Genomic DNA, 19,558 nt, shown 5'->3' with positions numbered 1-19,558 from the left:
GGGGCGCCCGCGCCGCACCTGGCACTGGACATTTCCCCGCCGCCAAGGGCAAAAAGACCGGCAACGGGCGGTATCGACCGCAAAAGGGGACGCAGGATATGGATATCAACGATCTGGCCAACAAAATCATCGCGCAGGATCGCCGTGCTTTGGCCCGTGCCATTACTTTGGTTGAAAGCGGGCGCGCCGACCACCGCGAACAGGCCACAGAATTGGTTGATCTGCTACGTGACCGCACCGATCACCAAGCCATTCGAATCGGCCTGTCGGGCACGCCGGGAGTGGGCAAATCGACCTTTATCGAAAGCTTTGGCATGATGCTGACCGGCGGAAAAATGGCGATGCAGGATCTGCAAACCAGTTCCGAACATGGCTTGCGCGTCGCGGTTTTGGCGGTCGATCCGTCCTCGGCGCGCTCCGGCGGGTCGATTTTGGGCGATAAAACCCGCATGGACCGGCTGAGCCGCGAGCCGCGCGCCTTTATCCGGCCCTCGCCCAGTCAAACCCATCTTGGCGGTGTGGCGCGCCGCACCCGCGAGGCCGTGGCATTGTGTGAGGCGGCGGGGTTTGACGTAGTGCTGATTGAAACCGTGGGCGTCGGACAATCGGAAACCGTCGTCGCGGAAATTTCTGATCTGTTTATTCTGCTGCTTGCCCCCGCAGGCGGCGACGAATTGCAAGGCGTCAAACGCGGCATCATGGAAATGGCCGATATGATTCTCGTCAACAAGGCCGATGGGGATTTAAAAGCCGCCGCCATGCGGACCTGTTCGGATTATTCGGGGGCGCTGCGCCTGCTGCGCAAACGTCCCCAAGACCCTGATGGTTTTCCCAAGGCCGTGGCGGTTTCGGCACTCGCCGAAGAGGGGCTGGCAAAAGCATGGGAAGACATGCAGAGCCTCACCGCGTGGCGTCGGGAGCATGGGCATTTCGATACGCGCCGCGCCGCGCAAGCGCAATATTGGTTCGATCAAGAGGTGCGCCAAGGTCTGCTTGCGGCGCTGGACCGCGAACCGCTCAAGGGCACCATGGCCCTGATCGGCGCCCGCGTCGCAGCCGGAGACATCACCCCCAGCCTCGCCGCCAAAGAGGTCTTGGCGCAGTTGCACAAAGCCTGAGTGCGGCGCATTGGGTCGTAATTAGGGCGTAGCAGGGTAGAACTTCGCCCCGCAAATCAGACGCAGATTAATCCCTGCTTAATCTCTGCGCGCGTGTGTGTTTTGCATAGCTGTGTGCTGCATAGATATCCCCGCAGGGGCCTTAGGGGATGTCGCAGGGGCGGATTACCTTTGCAATTTGACCGGTTTTCCATGCGGGGTCGACAAATAGGCGGCCTCCCAGGCGGCTTTGATTTGCGCGCGTTCTTCGGCGCTGATCTTGCCGCTGGAGGCCAATATATCTTCCAACGTGTCCAGCCAGACGCCGTAGTAATCCGCACCGCCATCAAGCGGCCGTTTGGCCCCATCGCGTTTGAGCCGCGCGCCAAAGGCTTCGGTCCATTGCGTCCATGTAAAAAACCCCGCCGCGCTGAGCCCGAGTGTCATCGCGAACAACTGCGCGTGCCATGGTTCCGAAAAGGCCGGGTCGGTTGATGGTATTTCTTCGTTGCTGTCAGTCATCTGCCGCCTCCAGATAGCTTTGCCATAGGTCGATCATGACCTCATCACCCGCCTGCGCCTCAGTTCCCCAAAGATCGCGGGCCGCAAACGCCACGGTGTAGAGCGGCTCGGGTGCTTCGCCCAATCCATGCGCATTGGTGTCGGGAAAGACGTGATTGCCGCGCTGCGCCACCACCCGCCCCACATGCCCGGCGGCATAGGCCGGCAATCGCGTATGCCCACCCGCCACGCCGCAGCGGTTCATCGCAGGGCGCAAGCTGCGCACGCGATCTGCGGCGGCAAAGAGCGGCGCGGGGCCCGCGCCGCGCACATAGGGCGATCCGGCAGGCATCTGTGCGACCTCGGCGGGCGCAATCCGTTTGGCGATTTCTGCGGTCGGTGCGGGCGCCAAAGATTGACCCGCGTCGATCTCCGCCGTCGTCACCAACCCGCGTGCCGCCAATAGATTGGCCAGCGCCGCAATCCATTTTTCATAATAACTCAAGCGCATGTAATCGGCAGGGGGGAGCAGCTCGCGGGCATGGCGCGATGCATCGATGGTCCATCCGCCGGGGCGTGCGGCCAAAACTGTCACCGCCATGGCGCGGGCGTGCCAATCGGTTTTGAACACCGGTTCATTGGCCACCGGCGCGACGGCGCCCGTGCCAAGCCGGCCTCCCATGTCGTGGATGTGGCTCATGGCGCGGCCTCACCCTGAGCGGGGGATTGTGGCAGTCCGGTGCCGATCATGGCGTTGCGCGTCACCCATGCGGCCAGTTGCGCTTCGCCGAGATCCTCGGTGCCTGCAGGCCGCATCGGCAACACCAGATAGCGCACTTCGGCGGTGCTGTCCCAGACGCGCACCGATTGCCCGTCGGGTAAGGTGACGCCAAATTCAGCCAGAACCCCGCGCGGGTCGCGCACGGCGCGGGCGCGATAAGCATCGGATTTATACCATGTCGGCGGAATGCCCAGCAGCGTCCACGGATAGCAACTGCACAGGGTGCACACGACCATATTGTGTTGCGCGGGCGTGTTTTCGACCACCACCACATGTTCGCCCTGCCGCCCGATCAGTCCCATCTCGGCCAAGAGCGGCGTGGGGTCCGAGAGCAGTGCGGCGCGAAAATCCGGATCATTCCAGGCCCGCGCCACCACCTTTGCGCCGTTTTGCGGACCAACGCGGGTGGAATAGGTTTCAATCAGCGCGTCAATCGCCGCCGGGTCAATCAACCCTTTTTGGACGAGAATCGTTTCAAGTGTTTTGACTCGCAACGCCGGATCGGAGGGCAGATGGCTATGGGGCGGCGCGGCCTTGTCATGGCCGTGGGATGCAAGATAATCGGGGCCGTGATCGGTCGGGTCATGGGACATGGTGCGGCGAATCTCCGGTGGCATGGATGGGGCAGGCGGTTGATGGGTTACATTTCGGCCCCTGAAAGCCGGTTAGGATTTCTGTTTGAAAATCTTGCTGGCAGGACCGCAAAGCCTTATGAAAAAGAAGGTTAGAGGAGACCTGTGGTCTTTGTCCAGCGTGGAGAAGACAGCGCGGCGGCGGGCTGCTTGGGCGGTTGGCCCGATACCGGACGAGCCGCGATGATCGGGAGGGCGCGCGTGGGCGCCGCCGCAATGAGGGGAGCCAAGCGGGTGGCGGTCTTGGGATGTTTTTTCGCGCGATCAGTGATGCTCGGCGCTTGACGGCAGGGGGATAAGTGCCTATTAGCCCCCAATGGAATTCGGGGCGCGGCTGCTGGCTGTGCCCGTTTATATTTATCGGGGCGTGATGCGCCCGGCTGAAATGACGAGGATAATGACATGTCGCGCCGCTGCGAATTGACCGGAAAAGGCCCGATGACTGGCAACAATGTCAGCCACGCCAACAACAAAACCCGTCGCCGGTTCTTGCCGAACCTGAACGACGTGACCTTGCAATCGGAAACACTGGGTCGTGGCGTCAAGCTGCGCATCTCGGCGGCCGCTCTGCGCACCGTGGATCACCGCGGCGGCTTGGATGCCTTCCTCGCAAAAGCCAAGGACGTTGAATTGTCCTCTACGGCTTTGAAGGTCAAAAAAGAGATCGCCAAAGCACAGGCCGCAAGCGCCTGATTGATGCGGCATCCGGCGCGCTATGCCGGAAGGATATGTAAAAGCCCCGTGCAGCTGTGCTGTCGCGGGGTTTTTCGTATGGGCAGGTGGTTTTCCGGGCGGGACTGTCATGCGGTGCAATATGGGGTGCGCGACCGGTTAAGAGGCCAGATGCCTCCGGCGGGGATATTTGAAGAAAGCAGAATCGAAAGGGCGCGGGCTATGGCTTGCCAAGGGCAGGGCACGGCGGTGGTTTGCCGCTGATGCGTTTTGCCGCGATTACATTTTCTTTTGTCGCAGCCTATAAGACCCGTATGAGACGATCTGTGATGCGCTCGATTCTGGCCGTGCTGCTGGCCTTGATGCTGTCCCTGACGGGGCAAAGCATGGCCGTGGCGCGTGCGGCAACGGGCCCCGCAGGTCAGATCACACTTTGCACCGGAACAGGGCCGATCACGGTTCTGACCGATGCAGATGGCCTACCGGTCCCGCATCCACATATTTGTCCTGATTGTGCGATGACGGTGTTTGCCGGATTGGCCGAACCCAACCTTTTGCCTGTGCCGCCTCAGGCCGTGATAATGGCGGAACCAATGCGGGCGCGCATTGACGTTCCGCAATCACACATCCCCGAGGCGCAGGCGCGCGGCCCGCCGGTGCGGGGCTGATCCGCCGGCCTGCTCTGTCTTTTGACGTCTCTGGGACGGGGCAGGCGGCGACATGCCCTTTCGGGGGGCAGACCTCTCAATAAACTGATGATCTATACTTGATAAAAAAGGAGAGACGTGATGTCTTTCAAACCTTCCGTTTTCGCGGGCGCTGTCGCCTTGTCCCTGTCGGTTTTTGCCCTGCCGGCCTGGGCCGATGGCATCATGGTCAAAGACCCCTATGCGCGCGCCTCGGCGAGCATGTCGACCTCGGGTGCAGCCTTCATGATGATCGAAAATGTGACCGGCGCTGATGACCAACTGACCGACGTGCGGTCGGAGGCCGCAGAGCGCACCGAATTGCACACCCATGAAGAGGATGAGAACGGCGTAATGCGGATGCTGCATGTGGAGGCGGGCTTTGCCGTTCCGGCGGGCGAGACCTTGAAAATGCAGCGCGGCGGTCATCATGTGATGTTCCTTGGTCTGAAACAGCCGATGGTGCAGGGCGAAATTATCCCCGTCACGTTGGTGTTTGAAAACGCCGGAGAAGTCACCGTGGAGGTGCCTGTCGATCTGGAACGTAAGCCGATGCACGGAATGAGCCATGGCAAGATGGACCATTCGAAAATGAAGCCATAAGCATTAGGCGCGGGGCGCTATTGGCCCTGCGGTGAACCTTGCTCCGCGCGCTGCTCTGTCTGGCGCGCGGAGCCCGCTCTGCTTGTATTCCTGCGCCCTTTTTTCATCGTGGAGGCGACGTCCGCAGCAGAGCAAATTCCCGACGCAGGGACGTCTAACCCGATGCTTGTGCCTTCAAGACCTCGGACACCCATTGAGGCACGATAACGCTGGCGTTGCCATGACGCGCGGCGGCAAAATCGCGGGCATTGACCGAAGGGTCGAGGTTCAGTTCGAGCGTATCCGCGCCTGCGCGCTGCGCGTGTTGCGCAAAGGCGGCGGCGGGGTAGACATTGCCCGACGTGCCAATCGACACGAAAAGATCCGTCGTTTCCAGATGCGCCCATATCTCATCCATGAAATAGGGCATTTCGCCAAACCATACCACATCGGGCCGCGCGGTAGGCGCGACACAGACCGGGCAGCATGCGCCTGTTTCCATGACGGTCGGCGCAGGCCAACGATGACCGCAAGCGGCGCAGAGCGCGCCGGTCAGAATGCCGTGCATATGCAACACATTCCGGCTTCCTGCGGCCTCATGCAGCTCGTCAACATTTTGCGTCACCACCACAACCTCGCCGTCGAAGTCCGCTTCAAGCGCCGCCAAGGCACGATGCGCGGCATTTGGGGTTGCGGTTTTTACTTGTGCCCGCCGCGCGTTGTAAAACCCGTGCACCAAATCCGGATCGCGGACGAAGCCTTCGGGGGTGGCAACGTCTTCGATGCGGTGCTGCGTCCATATCCCACCCTCATCCCGAAAGGTGCCAAGACCGCTTTCGGCCGAGATGCCTGCACCGGTGAGGATCGTGATCTTTCGCATAGGTGGCTCCTTTGTCGCTTTGCGGTTGGGCAGATCGCGTTTAATCATACCCGCAATACCACCCGAAGGATGTCCTCTATGCAACGCGATATTTTATTCGTTTGTCTTGGCAATATTTGCCGCTCGCCCGCCGCCGAAGCGGTGTTTCGTGAGCGTGCGCCCGCCGGAATGCGGATCGACAGCGCAGGCACCGGCGGATGGCACGCGGGTGAGCCGCCCTATGCGCCGATGCAGGCGGCCGCTGCGGCACGGGGGTATGATTTGGCATCGATGCGCGCGCGTCAGTTCACGGCAGCAGATTTTGATAGATTTGGCCATCTCATTGCAATGGATGATAAAAACCGTGCGGATATGGAACGGCTTCGCCCCGCCGGCAATGACACGCCCATCCGGTTGTTGATGGATTTTGCGCCGGATCTGGGCATCGAGCATGTGCCTGATCCCTATTATACCCGTGATTTCAACGGGGCGCTCGACCTCATTGAAGAGGCGGTGCAGGGGTTGATTTCGGCGGTCGCACTGGACGGTGTGCAAGCTTAACCGCAGGTGGCTTCGACGCGGGTGCCGAAGGCTTTGTATTTTTGCCAAAATCTCTCGTGATGGCGCGAATCCGATTGGCGGATGTCCTGTGCCCGCTGCGGCTTGCGGAAGAATTTGGCGGCGAGCCGTTGGTCGCCGCGGCTCAGGCTTCGCTTTGCCACGCTGTCGATACAGGAGCAAAGCCGCACCGATTTGGCTTTGCGCGGACTGGTCAGGCAGGCGCGGCCCACCGGACCGGCATCGGCGATCTCGGCCAGCGCAGGCGTTAAAAACACCGCCAACAAAGCCACTTGAAGAGTTCGTTTGATCATATCACACCGCTTGATTTTGCCGGGGCTATGGCTTTGTGCCTTTTGTCTCGCCAGCATGGAGCATCCTCAAACTTCAGTATGACCCAGAATGCGCCACGTTTCAATCGTCTGCGCGGGGCGCTGTCATGGCGATCCCCTTGGTAGAAGCCCGAAATGGTTGAAGAATCGACGCGCCATACAAGTGCCGGCTTTGCCTCACATTAAGTTTACATCCGGTTTTACCACACCCGCTGTTTTGACCGATTTGCGTCCCTGCGCCTTGGCGCGGGAAAACCGGGGCATTCCGCGATAAAAGTCACCGCATATACGACGGAGCAGCAGGGCAAACGCCCCTTTTTTATCTGCGCTGTGCGGGCATAGGCGATGCCATCTTGACCGGTCCTCGAATCCCGATCATATCCAGCCCATGACCGATCTGAACAAAATCCGCAATTTCTCCATCGTGGCGCATATTGACCACGGTAAATCCACCCTTGCCGACCGCCTTATCCAAGAGACGGGCACGGTCGCAGGGCGCGATATGAAAGAGCAATTGCTCGACAGTATGGATATCGAGCGCGAGCGCGGCATCACCATCAAGGCCAACACCGTGCGTATCGACTATCAAGCCGATGATGGCGAGAAATATGTTCTCAACCTCATCGACACCCCCGGCCACGTCGATTTCGCCTATGAGGTTTCACGCTCTATGCGCGCGGTCGAAGGTTCGCTTTTGGTGGTGGACAGCACCCAAGGCGTCGAGGCGCAGACATTGGCCAACGTTTATCACGCGATTGATGCGGATCACGAGATCGTGCCGGTGCTCAACAAGATCGACCTGCCGGCCTCGGATTGTGATCGCGTCGCCGAACAGATCGAAGATGTGATCGGAATCGACGCCACCGATGCGATCCAGGTGTCGGCCAAAACCGGACAGGGCATTCACGAGACGCTTGAGGCGATCGTGACCCATCTGCCTGCCCCGACCGGCACACTCGATGCGCCGCTCAAGGCGATGTTGGTCGATAGCTGGTATGACAGCTATCTTGGCGTGATCGTTTTGGTGCGGATCATGGATGGCGTTTTGAAAAAGGGTGACCGCATCCGGATGATGCAAAACGGATCGATTCACCATGTGGACCGCATCGGCGTTTTCCGTCCGCAAATGGAAATGATCACCGAATTGGGTCCGGGCGAAATCGGATTTCTGACCGCTTCGATCAAGCAGGTGCGCGACACCCGCGTTGGCGACACGATCACCCATGAAAAGAAGCCCTGCGAGACACCTCTGGAGGGGTTCAAACCTTCGCAACCGGTGGTGTTCTGTGGGCTGTTCCCCGTCGATAGCGCCGAATTCGAAGATCTGCGCGATGCGATTGAGAAACTGGCGCTCAATGATGCCTCTTTCAGCCACGAGATGGAAACCTCTGCGGCGCTGGGCTTTGGCTTTCGCTGCGGCTTCCTCGGGCTGCTGCACCTTGAGGTGATCCGCGACCGGATCGAGCGCGAATATAACATCGAATTGATCACCACGGCACCTTCGGTAATCTACCATATCTATATGCGTGACGGGTCGATGATCGAACTGCATAACCCGGCTGATATGCCCGATCTGACCCATGTGGATCACCTGGAAGAGCCGCGGATCAAGGCGACCATTCTAGTGCCCGACGAATACCTCGGAGATGTGCTGAAACTTTGCCAAGACCGCCGTGGTATACAGGAAGACCTGACCTATGCCGGTAGCCGCGCGATGGTGGTCTATGATTTGCCGCTCAACGAGGTGGTGTTCGATTTCTACGACCGTTTGAAATCGGTGACCAAAGGCTATGCGTCGTTTGATTATCAAATGATCGGCTATCGTCAGGATTACCTTGTGAAAATGTCGATCCTTGTGAATGACGAACCGGTTGACGCCTTGTCCACCATGGTGCACCGCGACCGCGCCGAAATGCGTGGACGGGCAATGGTTGAAAAGCTCAAAGATCTGATCCCGCGTCATATGTTCAAAATTCCGATCCAAGCCGCCATTGGCGGCAAGGTCATTGCCCGCGAAACACTGTCTGCGATGCGCAAGGACGTGACCGCCAAATGTTACGGCGGGGACATGACGCGCAAGAAGAAGCTTTTGGAAAAACAAAAAGCCGGTAAGAAAAAAATGCGCCAGTTCGGCAAAGTCGACATTCCGCAAGAGGCGTTTATTTCCGCTCTCAAATTGGACAATTAGGTCACCAAGATAGGTCATTGAGGAATGGTAAGTGGTTGATTTGGAATTTACTGCTCCGCTTTATCACTTCACGAGTGAAGCGGGGTTTCTGGGTATAGTGGCCTCAAAGAAATTATGGCTGTGCAATATCACCAAATCCAATGACGACCGCGAATTACTGATTGGGCCCGAGGTTTTTTATGACGCGATGTCCGAAGCCTTCTCTAGAGACTTTTCTACTGAAACGGCAAAGTTATTAACTTGTAGTGCGAGGGCGAAGATTAACAGTCTTTATGCCGGACACGACACATTTTATGCGACCTGTTTTACGCCTAATCGAGAAAATGAAAAAATGTGGAAGGAATACGCCGCCAATGACACAGGTGTTTCGATAGGTTTCAGAGCCAAAGCGATGAACCAATTGAGTGCCGATGATGGCGGTAGAATGACCAAAATATCTTATTTGAACGAGAAAAACGAGTATCAGGGACGGCAAATCGTTGACGAAGTTATAGACCGGTTCTCAGCAAAAATAGTGGCAAGTGGCACTCAACACCCGATAGCGCTTTTTCAATTGGCTGCGAGACTTGCTTGCCTGATCATAATATCGGTGAAGACCGTAAAGTGGTCATACGAAGATGAAATCCGATTCTCATACATTCAGTTTTCCGACCCTCGGCGCCCAGATGCCCCCTCTTTTCTAAACCCAGGCAAGATGCAAAAGCGCGTGCCCAAGAAAATTATTGAAATCACTGGCAAAGATTACGTTGAAAAACCGTTCGGGGTTTACAAGAGCGGAAGCTATGATCCATCAGGTGCGATTGAGAGCGTTCAGCTTGGCAGAGAGTGTAGGCTCTCTGAGGCAGAGGTCTCTACCCTCATGAGCAAAAACGGCTTTCGAAATTTTTCCGTTTCGCGAAGATGACTCAAGTCTGATGAGCGGGCTGAACAATCGATTGAATGCCAAAGTTCGGCATCGGCAGTGCCCGAACCACTGTCACGGGTCGGGGCGGGGTATAATGATCGCGGATTATTCTGCGACCTGACCCAGATCAAAGCGCCATACATTCGAATCTGATAATATCTGCCTTGGAACACATACGAGACAGATGAGGCGCGCTATGCTGCGATTGGCAACTATCCTGTATTCATTGATCGGCACCACGCTTGCGGGCACGCTGATGGTGGCTTCGTTGACGATGGGCTACGACACGTTGCAACCGATCGTGGTGGCGGCTGCCGTCGGGTTTGTGGCCGCTCTTCCGGCGACTTATTTTGTCGCCAAAGCGATCATCAACAACGCGTAATCTTCCGGTTTCCGCCTCGGCGGGAGAGGGCGGCAGCGACGCAAGGGAGGGGTCCTGTTGGGATCGCTGCCGCCAGTTATTCAAGGCAGCACTAGGCCGCCAGATCGAGATAGGCGCGCACTGCCGCTTCAAACTCGCGCGGCTTTTCAGCATGTAGCCAATGCCCCGCGCCGGGGATTTTGGCAAAGCGCGCTTCGGGGAAAAATCCTTTGATCTTCGGGCGGTATTCACGGGCGACATAGTCCGAATTGGCACCGGACAGGAACAATACCGGCCCTTTGAATTGCCCGTCAATCTCGGGGAACGACAGGATTTTCGGCATCTCGTCCGCCAAAACATCGAGATTGAGCCGCCAGGATTTTCCGGCCACGTCCAAGGATTGCAAAAAGAACGGCACCAAAGCCGGATCGTCGACCAATGCCTCCAGCGGCGCTTTGGCATCCGACCGCTTTTCGATTGCGCTCAAGTCCAGCCCCCGCATCGCTTCGATATACTGGATCTGGCTGTGGGTGTAGGCGACCGGCGCGATGTCTGCGACGATCAAACGCCGCACCAATGCGGGATATTTGAGCGCCAAAACCATTGCGGCCTTACCGCCCATCGAGTGGCCTAAAACATCCATTGGCGCGCCGCGGGTACGGATCACTTCGGCCAAATCGTCGGCCATATCCTCGTAGGAATGGGTGTCACACCACGGGCTGTCGCCATGGTTGCGCTGATCCACGGCGACGACGGTGCGCGCGTCCGACAGACGTTTGGCGATGACGCCCCAGTTGCGCGCCGACCCGTAAAGGCCATGGACGATAAGAAGCTCTGGCGTGGTATCCGGCGCGGCGGCGCGGGACGCGTGTTCGATCATGTTCAACATGCGCCCGTGATACCGTCTGCCTCTGCGTGAGGCCAGCGCTATTGAGGGCTGCACCGGCGCGAAGTAGGGTGATGATGCGAGGTGGCATGCAATGGATGACATGCAGTTAGAGGACGGATTCGGGCGGATTTACACCGCTATGGAGGCACAGATGAACATCCGCGCCCAACCATTGGACCGTGCCATCACCAAAGCCGGGCGACGGTTGCCGGGGCCCGCGCGCAAAGCGGGGCAGCGTCTTGCCGCGATCGAGCCTTTGTGCGCTCATCCTAAGCTCCGGCGGCAAATTGATACCGCGCGCGCTCAAAAGGATATGGCCGTGCTGCTCCGGGCGCTCGAAGGCTATGACCGGCGCGCGCGGCGCATCCATGCTTTGCTCGGCTGGGCCACGGCGAATATGGTCAACCTCTTCGTGATGTTTGCCATTTTGATTGCACTTTTGCGCTGGCGCGGGGTGTTATAAGTCCCCGTTGCAAATGAAAAAGGGAAGCCCGACATGCCGGACTTCCCCATCGTGGTGAGGACATGCGCGCCGCAGCGCGATCACATCACAGGTTCGGATACATCGGGAACTTTTCGCACAGCGCTTCGACTTTGGCCTTCACAGCCGCCTCAATCTCGGCGTTGCCTTCTTCGCCATTGGCGGCCAAACCGTCAACAACCTCGACAATCCAATCGCCGATCAAACGGAATTCATCCTCGCCAAACCCGCGCGTCGTGCCCGCAGGGGTGCCAAGGCGCACGCCCGAAGTGACCATCGGTTTTTCCGGATCAAAGGGAATGCCGTTCTTGTTGCACGTGATATGCGCGCGGCCCAAGGCTTTTTCGGTGGCGTTGCCCTTGACCCCTTTGGGGCGCAGATCGACCAACATCACATGCGTGTCGGTGCCGCCGGTGACGATGTCGAGGCCGCCTTTCATCAGTTGATCCGCCAAAGCCACGGCATTGAGGCGCACCTGCTTTTGGTAGGTCTTGAATTCGGGGCGCAGCGCCTCGGCAAAGGCGACGGCTTTGGCTGCGATCACATGCATCAAAGGGCCGCCTTGGATGCCGGGGAAAATTGCCGAATTGATTTTCTTGGCGATGGCCTCGTCATTGGTGAGGATCATGCCGCCGCGCGGGCCGCGCAGGGTTTTATGCGTCGTTGTGGTCGCCACATCGGCGTAGGGGAAGGGCGAGGGATGTTCGCCCGCGGCCACCAGACCGGCGAAATGCGCCATATCCACCATCAAATAGGCGCCGACAGAATCGGCAATCTCGCGCATCTTCTTGAAATCCACCTGACGCGGAATGGCCGAGCCGCCGGCGATGAGCATCTTTGGCTTATGCTCGGTGGCCAATTCTTGGATCTGGTCATAGTCGATCAGGCTGTCTTGCTTGCGCACACCGTATTGCACGGCATTGAACCATTTGCCCGATTGGTTCGGCTTCGCGCCGTGGGTCAAATGGCCCCCCGCGTCCAAGGACATGCCCAAAATTGTATCGCCCGGTTGCAAGAGCGCGGTGAATACGCCTTGGTTGGCTTGGCTGCCTGAATTGGGTTGGACGTTGGCAAAATCGCATCCAAACAATTGCTTGGCCCGATCAATGGCAAGGTTTTCGGCCACATCCACATATTGGCAGCCCCCATAATACCGGCGCCCCGGATAGCCTTCGGCGTATTTGTTGGTCAATACCGAACCCTGCGCTTCCATCACGGCGGCAGAGACGATGTTTTCCGAGGCGATCAATTCGATCTCGTGGCGCTGACGGCCCAATTCATCGGTGATCGAAGCAAAAAGCTCGGGGTCACGGGTCGACAGGCTTTCGGTGAAAAATCCAGCATCGCGGGTTGTGGCAGTCATCAGGTCTCTCCCAAGTGGCGCGCCAAATTCGAAGGAGCGCAGAAATGTTGCCCGCTGTTTATCCAATTGCCCTTGGATACAAAAGTGTGCTTTGCGACATAATCATTATGAAATCACCAAAACCGGCGAAAGTCGGGTGAAATCGCGGAGCCGGGATGGTAAACCGCGTGAAAGACGGCGGGTTTCACCGCCCTGAACCTATGAGGCCCGCCATGGCAGAGCACAGCACGCCGATGAAGATTGCATTCGTGGCATCCGATGCCGCCACGGCGCAAACCGCGCGGGCGGTCTTAATAACACGTTATGGCGACACGCCCGAAGCAGAGGCTGATGTGATTGTTGCTTTGGGGGGGGACGGGTTCATGTTGCACACGCTGCACCGCACCCAAGACCTGCCCGCACCGGTTTACGGCATGAATCGCGGCACGGTCGGTTTTTTGATGAACGCCTATCGTGAAAGCGATCTGCAACAACGATTGGCCAATGCCGAAGAGGCCGAAATCAACCCGCTGTCGATGAAGGCCACCACACTGGACGGCACCATGCACGAAGCGCTTGCGATCAACGAGGTCTCACTGTTGCGGGCCGGTCCACAGGCGGCCCGCCTACGCATCACCATTGACGGCCGGCTGCGCATGGAAGAACTGGTCTGCGACGGGGCTTTGGTCGCAACACCTGCCGGATCGACGGCCTATAACTACTCGGCGCATGGTCCGATTCTGCCCATCGGGGCGGATGTATTGGCCCTGACCGCGATTGCGCCGTTCCGACCCCGCCGGTGGCGCGGCGCGCTCTTGCCCAAGGATGCTGTAGTGCGCTTTGACGTGACCGATCCGGAGAAACGTCCGGTGATGGCAGATGCCGACAGCCGTTCGGTGCCCGATGTGGTTTCGGTCGAAATCCAATCTGCCCCGCAAATCACCCACCGCATTCTATTTGACCCCGGTCACGGGTTGGACGAACGGCTCTTGCGCGAACAATTTGTTTAATCCTTGGAACCTTTTCGCGGCTGTCTGGTTGGTTTGATGAAGCGGCGCGCTTATGCCGTGCAATCAATGGAGGCTCGATATGGACTGGAATATCATTGAAGGAAATTGGAAGCAGATCAAAGGTAAAGCCCGCGAAAACTGGGGCAAACTGACCGACGATGATCTGGACCAAGCCGAGGGCAACCGCGAGCAGCTTGTCGGCAAAATCCAGGAAAAATACGGCATCGCTAAAGACGAGGCCGAAAAGCAAGTGGATGATTTCGCTGCGAAACACTGATCAACGTCGCCAGCGGGTTTAGAACATGCCGCGCGTGTAAGACCTCGTCGCGCAAGGCGGTTTCCAACTCCGAAGGCAAAAAAGGGCAGCGGATCATTCCGCTGCCCTTTTTCATGTTCTATCATCATGACCTGCGGTGACGGCTATTTGGCGTAGCCGATGCCCTGCAATGCGGTTTTGATTTCATCCAAAATCGCCGGATCATCAATCGTCGCGGGCATCTTGTACTCCTTGCCATCGGCAATGGATGCCATGGTGGCGCGTAGAATTTTGCCCGACCGGGTTTTCGGCAACCGGTCGACGATGACCGATAATTTGAACGCCGCCACCGGGCCGATTTTCTCGCGCACCAATTTCACCACCTCGGCGTTGATCTCGGCGTGCGGGCGGTTGACGCCGTTGGTCAGGCATAAGAACCCGACCGGCATCTGGCCCTTAAGATCATCAGCCACCCCGATGACCGCGCATTCGGCCACATCAGGGTGCGCGGCCAAAACCTCTTCCATCGCGCCCGTGGACAGGCGATGCCCCGCGACGTTGATGACGTCATCGGTGCGCGCCATAATATAGAGGTAGCCGTCTTCGTCGATCATCCCTGCATCGCCGGTCTCATAATATCCCGGAAAGGTGTCGAGGTAGCTTTTCTTGAACCGCTCTTCGGCATTCCACAAACTTGGCAAAGTGCCCGGCGGCAGCGGCAATTTCACCACAATCGCGCCAAGCGCGCCCGCAGGCAATGGTTGCCCTGCATCGTCAACAATCTGCACATCATATCCGGGCATCGGCACAGCGGGCGAGCCGAGCTTGACCGGAAGCGCTTCGATCCCCATCGGGTTTGCGGCAATTGGCCAACCGGTTTCGGTTTGCCACCAATGGTCGATGACAGGCACCTTCAATTGGTCTTGCGCCCATATGATCGTATCGGGGTCGGCGCGCTCGCCTGCCAAATAGACGGTTTCGAGGCAGGAGAGATCGTATTTCTTGACGAATTCGCCCTTGGGGTCTTCGCGTTTCACCGCACGGAAGGCCGTCGGCGCGGTGAAGAAACTCTTCACCTTGTGTTCGGAAATCACCCGCCAGAAGGTGCCAGCATCGGGGGTGCCGACGGGCTTCCCTTCGAACATGATCGTGGTGTTGCCATGGACCAGAGGGCCATAGGTGATATAGCTGTGGCCGACGACCCACCCCACATCAGAGGCGGCCCAAAATACGTCGCCCGGATCGACGTTATAGATATTCTTCATCGACCAATTGAGGGCCACGAGATGTCCCGCCGTGGGGCGCAGCACGCCTTTGGGCGCGCCGGTGGTGCCGGAGGTGTAAAGAACATAGGCCGGATCATTGCCCTTGAGCGCCACACATTCGGCAGGTTCCACGCCATATTGAAAGGCGTTCCAATCGACATCCCGCCCGTCGACCAGTTTTGCAACCTCTTGTTCACGTTGAAAAATAACGCAAAAATCGGGTTTGTGCTCGGCAATCTCGATGGCCCCATCAAGCAGCGGTTTGTAATGTACGACCCGCCCCGGTTCGATCCCGCAGGAGGCTGCGATGATGGCTTTGGGTGTGCAATCATCGATCCGCACCGCCAATTCCGAGGCGGCAAAGCCGCCAAAGACCACTGAATGCACCGCGCCGATCCGCGCGCAGGCCAACATCGCCTCCAACGCTTCGGGGACCATCGGCATGTAAATGATGACGCGGTCGCCTTTTTCCACGCCTTTGGCGCGCAAAGCACCGGCCAGAGAGGCCACGCGGGTCTGCAGTTCGGCGTAGGAAATATCCTGTTTGGTATGGGTGACGGGGCTGTCATAGATGATTGCGGTGCGCGCGCCGTTGCCAGCCTCTACATGACGGTCAACGGCGTTGTAGCAGGTGTTCACCTCACCATCGCAGAACCATTCATAAAGCGGTGCGTTCTCGTCAAACAACGCTTTGCTCGGCTTTTTGACCCAATCAATTGCCTCGGCGGCCTGCATCCAGAACCCTTCGGGGTCTTTCTTCCAACCTTCATAAACCTCTGCGTAGCTCATCTCGCGTGTCTCCTCCGTCACGGTATTCACTTGCATACATATGCCTTTCTTATGCGCGGTTCCGGGCGCAGAGCAAGCGCCCGCCCTGCGCCTGATTGACACAATCAGCGCTAACACTTTGCGCGCATTTGGAGGCGCTGTCACTATGCTGTCTGCGGCAAATATCTTTGCGGCGCCGGCGGCAAGTTTAACCCGCGTGATCGTCGCCCGCGTATTTATTCCAATAGGTCTCAACCCATTTGACCGGAAAGTAGCCGAATTTCTCGGGGCTGCCCCATCGCTTGAATGGAGCTTGCGCCAAATCTTTAGGGTCGGGCTTACCGTGAAACGCCACAACGTAGGCGTCATCGGGGCGGCGGATTTTACGACAGAAATTCATCGGCACGTGATACGCCAGCGATTTCTTGAAACTCAGAGCCCAACCGAGCGGCCATGCCACGCGGTTTTTGGCGCGAAAATGGATGAAGTCCTGATCATTGCGGGCTTGGGCAAACAGATACTCGGATTTGGCGTCTTTAAACGCCGTCCAAATATGGGTTTGCTCGCCGGCGATGAACCCGACAAAGGACGAATTTGACCGCCGCTCTTTGTAAAACATCTTGGGAAACCACCGCTCTAACGTATCGGGCCAATCCGCGATGAGATGCACACCGCCCTCGTTGCGCAGTTTGACGAGGATCGGGGTCAGATCCCGCAGCACAACAATATCTACATCCATCATGAGAACCGGCGTGCCGGCCGCGAACAGGTCGGGTTTAAAGATGCACAGCTTGGGCCACATGCCATGGTTCCACTTATCGCGCTCCATCGCGAACTCCGGCAGGTCGATGGTTTCTATTCCATCGTCGAGCCCTACGGGGAAATCAGTGATGCAGACAAAGCGGAACGGCGTTTTCAACATGTCCCGAAGCGCCCGATACAGCACGTTGGTATAGATCGTCGGGTAGCCTTTGCCCCATTTGAAGCAGGCAATCACCGGCAGGGGGGCTGGCCCCTGCGGCGTCGTGGCATCAAGATTGGCCATAAAAAAGCCCCTAAGAATCCGCGTCTACCTACCCATAATGGTCTACGGGCGTGCCGGCAATGGCTGCCATGTTCAGCAACCCGCGCGGTGTGATCGATTGGGTGACAACATGGGCGCGGTTTCCCATCCCCATCAGGATCGGCCCGACTTCAAGCCCGCCCCCCTTCATTTTCAGGATGTTGCGCACGCCAGAGGCGGCGTCGGTATTGGCAAACACCAATACATTCGCCGGGCCGCCCAAACGGTCGTCGGGGAAAATCCGCGCCCGTATGTCGGTGTCCAGTGCCGCATCGATATGCATCTCGCCTTCATAGGCGAAATCACGCGGTGCGCTGTCGAGAATGTCGAGTGCACCGCGCATCCGCCGTCCGGTATCGCAATCGAGATTGCCGAATTGGCTATGCGAGCAAAGCGCGATGCGCGGCGTGCGGCCAAAGCGCAAGACATGGCGCGCCGCACCGATCACCGTATCGGCAATTTGCGCCGGTGTGGGTTCGGCATGCACATGTGTGTCGGCAATAAACAGCGGACCATCTTCCAAGATCATCAACGACAATGCGCCGACAGGCCGCAGCGCCGATGTGCCCAAAACCTGCGTCACATAGTTCATATGCCACAGATATTGTCCGAATGTGCCGCAGATCATGCTGTCGGCTTCGTCGCGGTGGACCATCACGGCGGCAATCGCGGTCGAATTGGTGCGCATGATCGCCTTGGCCAGGTCCGGCGTCACCCCGCGCCGCGCCATGATCGAATGATAGGTTCCCCAATAATCGCGGTAGCGTTCGTCTTTTTCGGGGTTCACGATGGAAAAATCCCGCCCAGGACGGATCGAAAGCCCCGCCTGTTCACAGCGGTGTTGGATCACCTCGGGGCGGCCGATCAGGATCGGTTGCTCGGTGGTTTCTTCCAAAACCGCCTGTGCGGTGCGCAGCACGCGTTCGTCCTCTCCTTCGGCAAAAACGATCCGGCGCGAGGCGGTCGCGGCAGCCTCGAACACAGGCCGCATCAGCAGCGCGGATTTGAATACCGATTGGTTCAGCTTGGCCTTATAGGCGCTCATATCCTCGATCGGGCGGGTGGCAACGCCGCTGTCCATTGCTGCTTGGGCTACCGCAGAGGAGACAATGCCCACAAGGCGCGGATCAAAAGGTTTCGGGATCAGGTAATCGGCACCAAAGGTCAGTTGTTCGCCGTGATAGGCGGCGGCGGCTTCGGCAGAGGTGGTGGCGCGGGCCAATGCGGCAATGCCATTGATGCAAGCGATTTGCATCTCGTCATTGATTTCGGTCGCTCCCACGTCGAGCGCGCCGCGGAAAATGAACGGAAAACACAGCACATTGTTGACCTGATTTGGGAAATCGCTGCGGCCCGTGGCGATGATCGCATCTGGATGCACTTCGCGGGCAAGGTCCGGCAAAATCTCCGGCGTTGGGTTGGCAAGCGCAAAAATGATCGGGCGCGGGGTCATCTTTGCCGCCATCTCTTGCGTCAAAACACCCGGTCCCGACAAGCCAAGGAACATATCCGCGCCGCCGATCACATCGTCCAACGTCCGCAGGTCGCTGTTTTGGGCAAAGGCGGCTTTTTGTGGATTCATATCGACCTCGCGGCCCTCATAGACCAATCCATGAATATCACAGAGCCAGATGTTTTCGCGCTTCACCCCCAGTTTGAGCAGCATGTTAAGACAGGCAATCCCCGCCGCGCCGCCCCCGGTCGAGACGATTTTGATGTCTTCAAACGTTTTTCCTGCGACATGAAGGGCATTGGTTGCGGCCGCGCCAACGACGATTGCGGTGCCGTGCTGGTCGTCATGAAACACCGGAATATTCATCCGCTCGCGGCAGATTTTTTCGACCACGAAACAATCGGGCGCCTTGATGTCTTCGAGATTGATCGCGCCAAACGTCGGCCCCATGGCGCAAACGATATCGGCCAATTTTTCGGGGTCCGGTTCATCGAGTTCAATATCGAAACAATCGATGTTGGCGAATTTTTTGAACAGGACCGCTTTGCCCTCCATCACCGGTTTCGACGCCAATGCGCCAATATTGCCAAGGCCCAGAACCGCCGTGCCATTGGTCACCACCGCCACAAGGTTGCCGCGCGCGGTGAACCGGCTGGCGTGAGACGCATCGTCCTTGATTTCAAGGCAGGCTTCGGCCACGCCGGGAGAATAGGCACGGGCCAGATCGCGGCCGTTGGCCAAGGGTTTGGTGGCGCGAACCTCCAATTTTCCGGGCTTGGGGAATTCGTGGTAATCCAGCGCAGCCTGCCGCAGCCCGTCGTTGTTTGATGGCGTCATGGTCTTTCTCCCTTGGGCAATCGCATCCGTTTCACGCGATG

At 58.2% G+C, this 19,558-nt stretch carries 21 protein-coding genes; 11 read left to right on the top strand and 10 right to left on the bottom strand.

Annotated features, from left to right (window positions below; translation table 11 throughout):
- The first annotated feature begins 98 nt into the window (after positions 1-98).
- Positions 99-1,118, top strand: coding sequence for a methylmalonyl Co-A mutase-associated GTPase MeaB (gene meaB, locus DI396_RS03770; protein ID WP_110794747.1), 1,020 nt, complete (start codon positions 99-101; stop codon positions 1,116-1,118).
- Between the two features lie 165 nt (positions 1,119-1,283).
- Here meaB and DI396_RS03765 read toward each other — a convergent pair whose 3' ends face one another.
- From DI396_RS03765 to nthA, 3 genes are read right to left on the bottom strand one after another with little or no spacing between them, the layout of a single operon-like run.
- A complete protein-coding gene (locus DI396_RS03765) occupies positions 1,284-1,619 on the bottom strand; it encodes a nitrile hydratase accessory protein (protein ID WP_110794746.1) in 336 nt (111 codons plus the stop codon).
- Positions 1,612-2,298, bottom strand: coding sequence for a nitrile hydratase subunit beta (gene nthB / locus DI396_RS03760; protein WP_110794745.1), 687 nt, complete (start codon positions 2,296-2,298; stop codon positions 1,612-1,614). The genes DI396_RS03765 and nthB overlap by 8 nt, the downstream gene beginning before the upstream one ends.
- Positions 2,295-2,972, bottom strand: coding sequence for a nitrile hydratase subunit alpha (gene nthA, locus DI396_RS03755; protein ID WP_110794896.1), 678 nt, complete (start codon positions 2,970-2,972; stop codon positions 2,295-2,297). The genes nthB and nthA overlap by 4 nt, the downstream gene beginning before the upstream one ends.
- 441 nt (positions 2,973-3,413) lie before the next feature.
- Here nthA and rpmB point away from each other — a divergent pair, with 441 nt between their 5' ends.
- The 3 genes from rpmB to DI396_RS03740 all read left to right on the top strand — a co-directional run bounded on the left by rpmB (position 3,414) and on the right by DI396_RS03740 (position 4,972).
- Positions 3,414-3,704: a 50S ribosomal protein L28 gene (gene rpmB, locus DI396_RS03750; RefSeq protein ID WP_110794744.1), complete on the top strand. Its 291-nt coding sequence runs from the start codon at positions 3,414-3,416 to the stop codon at positions 3,702-3,704.
- A gap of 293 nt (positions 3,705-3,997) precedes the next feature.
- Complete coding sequence (locus DI396_RS03745; protein WP_162617138.1) at positions 3,998-4,351, top strand: hypothetical protein; 354 nt, start codon at positions 3,998-4,000, stop codon at positions 4,349-4,351.
- A gap of 120 nt (positions 4,352-4,471) precedes the next feature.
- Positions 4,472-4,972, top strand: coding sequence for a copper chaperone PCu(A)C (locus tag DI396_RS03740; RefSeq protein WP_110794742.1), 501 nt, complete (start codon positions 4,472-4,474; stop codon positions 4,970-4,972).
- 154 nt (positions 4,973-5,126) lie between these two features.
- Here DI396_RS03740 and DI396_RS03735 read toward each other — a convergent pair whose 3' ends face one another.
- Positions 5,127-5,831, bottom strand: coding sequence for an NAD-dependent deacylase (locus DI396_RS03735; protein ID WP_110794895.1), 705 nt, complete (start codon positions 5,829-5,831; stop codon positions 5,127-5,129).
- Positions 5,832-5,909: 78 nt separating this feature from the next.
- Between DI396_RS03735 and DI396_RS03730 the strand changes: the two genes are divergently transcribed.
- A complete protein-coding gene (locus DI396_RS03730; RefSeq protein ID WP_110794741.1) occupies positions 5,910-6,371 on the top strand; it encodes a low molecular weight protein-tyrosine-phosphatase in 462 nt (153 codons plus the stop codon).
- On the opposite strand, the gene DI396_RS03725 is transcribed toward DI396_RS03730, so the two are convergent.
- The gene (locus DI396_RS03725; protein WP_110794894.1) at positions 6,368-6,682 is read right to left on the bottom strand and encodes a hypothetical protein; all 315 of its coding nucleotides are present in this window, start codon (positions 6,680-6,682) and stop codon (positions 6,368-6,370) included. The two genes, DI396_RS03730 and DI396_RS03725, sit on opposite strands and share 4 nt — an antisense overlap.
- A 406-nt stretch (positions 6,683-7,088) precedes the next feature.
- Here DI396_RS03725 and lepA point away from each other — a divergent pair, with 406 nt between their 5' ends.
- From lepA to DI396_RS03710, 3 genes are all read left to right on the top strand, one after another.
- On the top strand, positions 7,089-8,888 hold the full coding sequence (lepA, locus tag DI396_RS03720; RefSeq protein WP_110794740.1) for a translation elongation factor 4: 1,800 nt from the start codon (positions 7,089-7,091) through the stop codon (positions 8,886-8,888).
- A 31-nt stretch (positions 8,889-8,919) separates the two neighbouring features.
- Complete coding sequence (locus tag DI396_RS03715; RefSeq protein ID WP_110794739.1) at positions 8,920-9,792, top strand: DUF2971 domain-containing protein; 873 nt, start codon at positions 8,920-8,922, stop codon at positions 9,790-9,792.
- Positions 9,793-9,988: 196 nt separating this feature from the next.
- On the top strand, positions 9,989-10,174 hold the full coding sequence (locus DI396_RS03710) for a CTP synthetase (RefSeq protein WP_110794738.1): 186 nt from the start codon (positions 9,989-9,991) through the stop codon (positions 10,172-10,174).
- A gap of 91 nt (positions 10,175-10,265) precedes the next feature.
- Here DI396_RS03710 and DI396_RS03705 read toward each other — a convergent pair whose 3' ends face one another.
- Positions 10,266-11,042, bottom strand: coding sequence for an alpha/beta fold hydrolase (locus DI396_RS03705; protein WP_110794737.1), 777 nt, complete (start codon positions 11,040-11,042; stop codon positions 10,266-10,268).
- A gap of 91 nt (positions 11,043-11,133) precedes the next feature.
- On the opposite strand from DI396_RS03705, the gene DI396_RS03700 reads away from it, so the two are divergent.
- Complete coding sequence (locus DI396_RS03700) at positions 11,134-11,505, top strand: hypothetical protein (RefSeq protein WP_110794736.1); 372 nt, start codon at positions 11,134-11,136, stop codon at positions 11,503-11,505.
- 85 nt (positions 11,506-11,590) lie between these two features.
- On the opposite strand, the gene glyA is transcribed toward DI396_RS03700, so the two are convergent.
- The gene (gene glyA, locus DI396_RS03695) at positions 11,591-12,886 is read right to left on the bottom strand and encodes a serine hydroxymethyltransferase (RefSeq protein WP_110794735.1); all 1,296 of its coding nucleotides are present in this window, start codon (positions 12,884-12,886) and stop codon (positions 11,591-11,593) included.
- 212 nt (positions 12,887-13,098) lie between these two features.
- Between glyA and DI396_RS03690 the strand changes: the two genes are divergently transcribed.
- Together DI396_RS03690 and DI396_RS03685 are read left to right on the top strand one after the other, a co-directional pair.
- Positions 13,099-13,875 carry an NAD kinase gene (locus DI396_RS03690; protein ID WP_110794734.1) on the top strand — a complete coding sequence of 259 codons (777 nt, stop codon included), beginning with the start codon at positions 13,099-13,101 and terminating at the stop codon, positions 13,873-13,875.
- A gap of 79 nt (positions 13,876-13,954) precedes the next feature.
- A complete protein-coding gene (locus DI396_RS03685; RefSeq protein ID WP_110794733.1) occupies positions 13,955-14,152 on the top strand; it encodes a CsbD family protein in 198 nt (65 codons plus the stop codon).
- Positions 14,153-14,295: 143 nt separating this feature from the next.
- Here the strand turns inward: DI396_RS03685 and prpE are convergent, their stop codons facing one another.
- From prpE to DI396_RS03670, 3 genes are all read right to left on the bottom strand, one after another.
- A complete protein-coding gene (prpE, locus tag DI396_RS03680; RefSeq protein WP_110794893.1) occupies positions 14,296-16,185 on the bottom strand; it encodes a propionate-CoA ligase PrpE in 1,890 nt (629 codons plus the stop codon).
- 187 nt (positions 16,186-16,372) lie between these two features.
- Positions 16,373-17,209 (bottom strand): hypothetical protein, encoded by an 837-nt coding sequence (locus DI396_RS03675; RefSeq protein ID WP_110794732.1) that lies wholly within the window; start codon positions 17,207-17,209, stop codon positions 16,373-16,375.
- 28 nt (positions 17,210-17,237) lie between these two features.
- Complete coding sequence (locus DI396_RS03670; RefSeq protein ID WP_110794731.1) at positions 17,238-19,517, bottom strand: NADP-dependent malic enzyme; 2,280 nt, start codon at positions 19,515-19,517, stop codon at positions 17,238-17,240.
- Between the last annotated feature and the right edge of the window lie 41 nt (positions 19,518-19,558).

This window comes from Litorivita pollutaquae (assembly GCF_003205515.1).
Taxonomy (GTDB): Bacteria; Pseudomonadota; Alphaproteobacteria; order Rhodobacterales; family Rhodobacteraceae; genus Litorivita; species Litorivita pollutaquae.
Note: the sequence above shows the minus strand (reverse complement) of the source record. Positions and strands in the feature narration are given on the sequence as shown.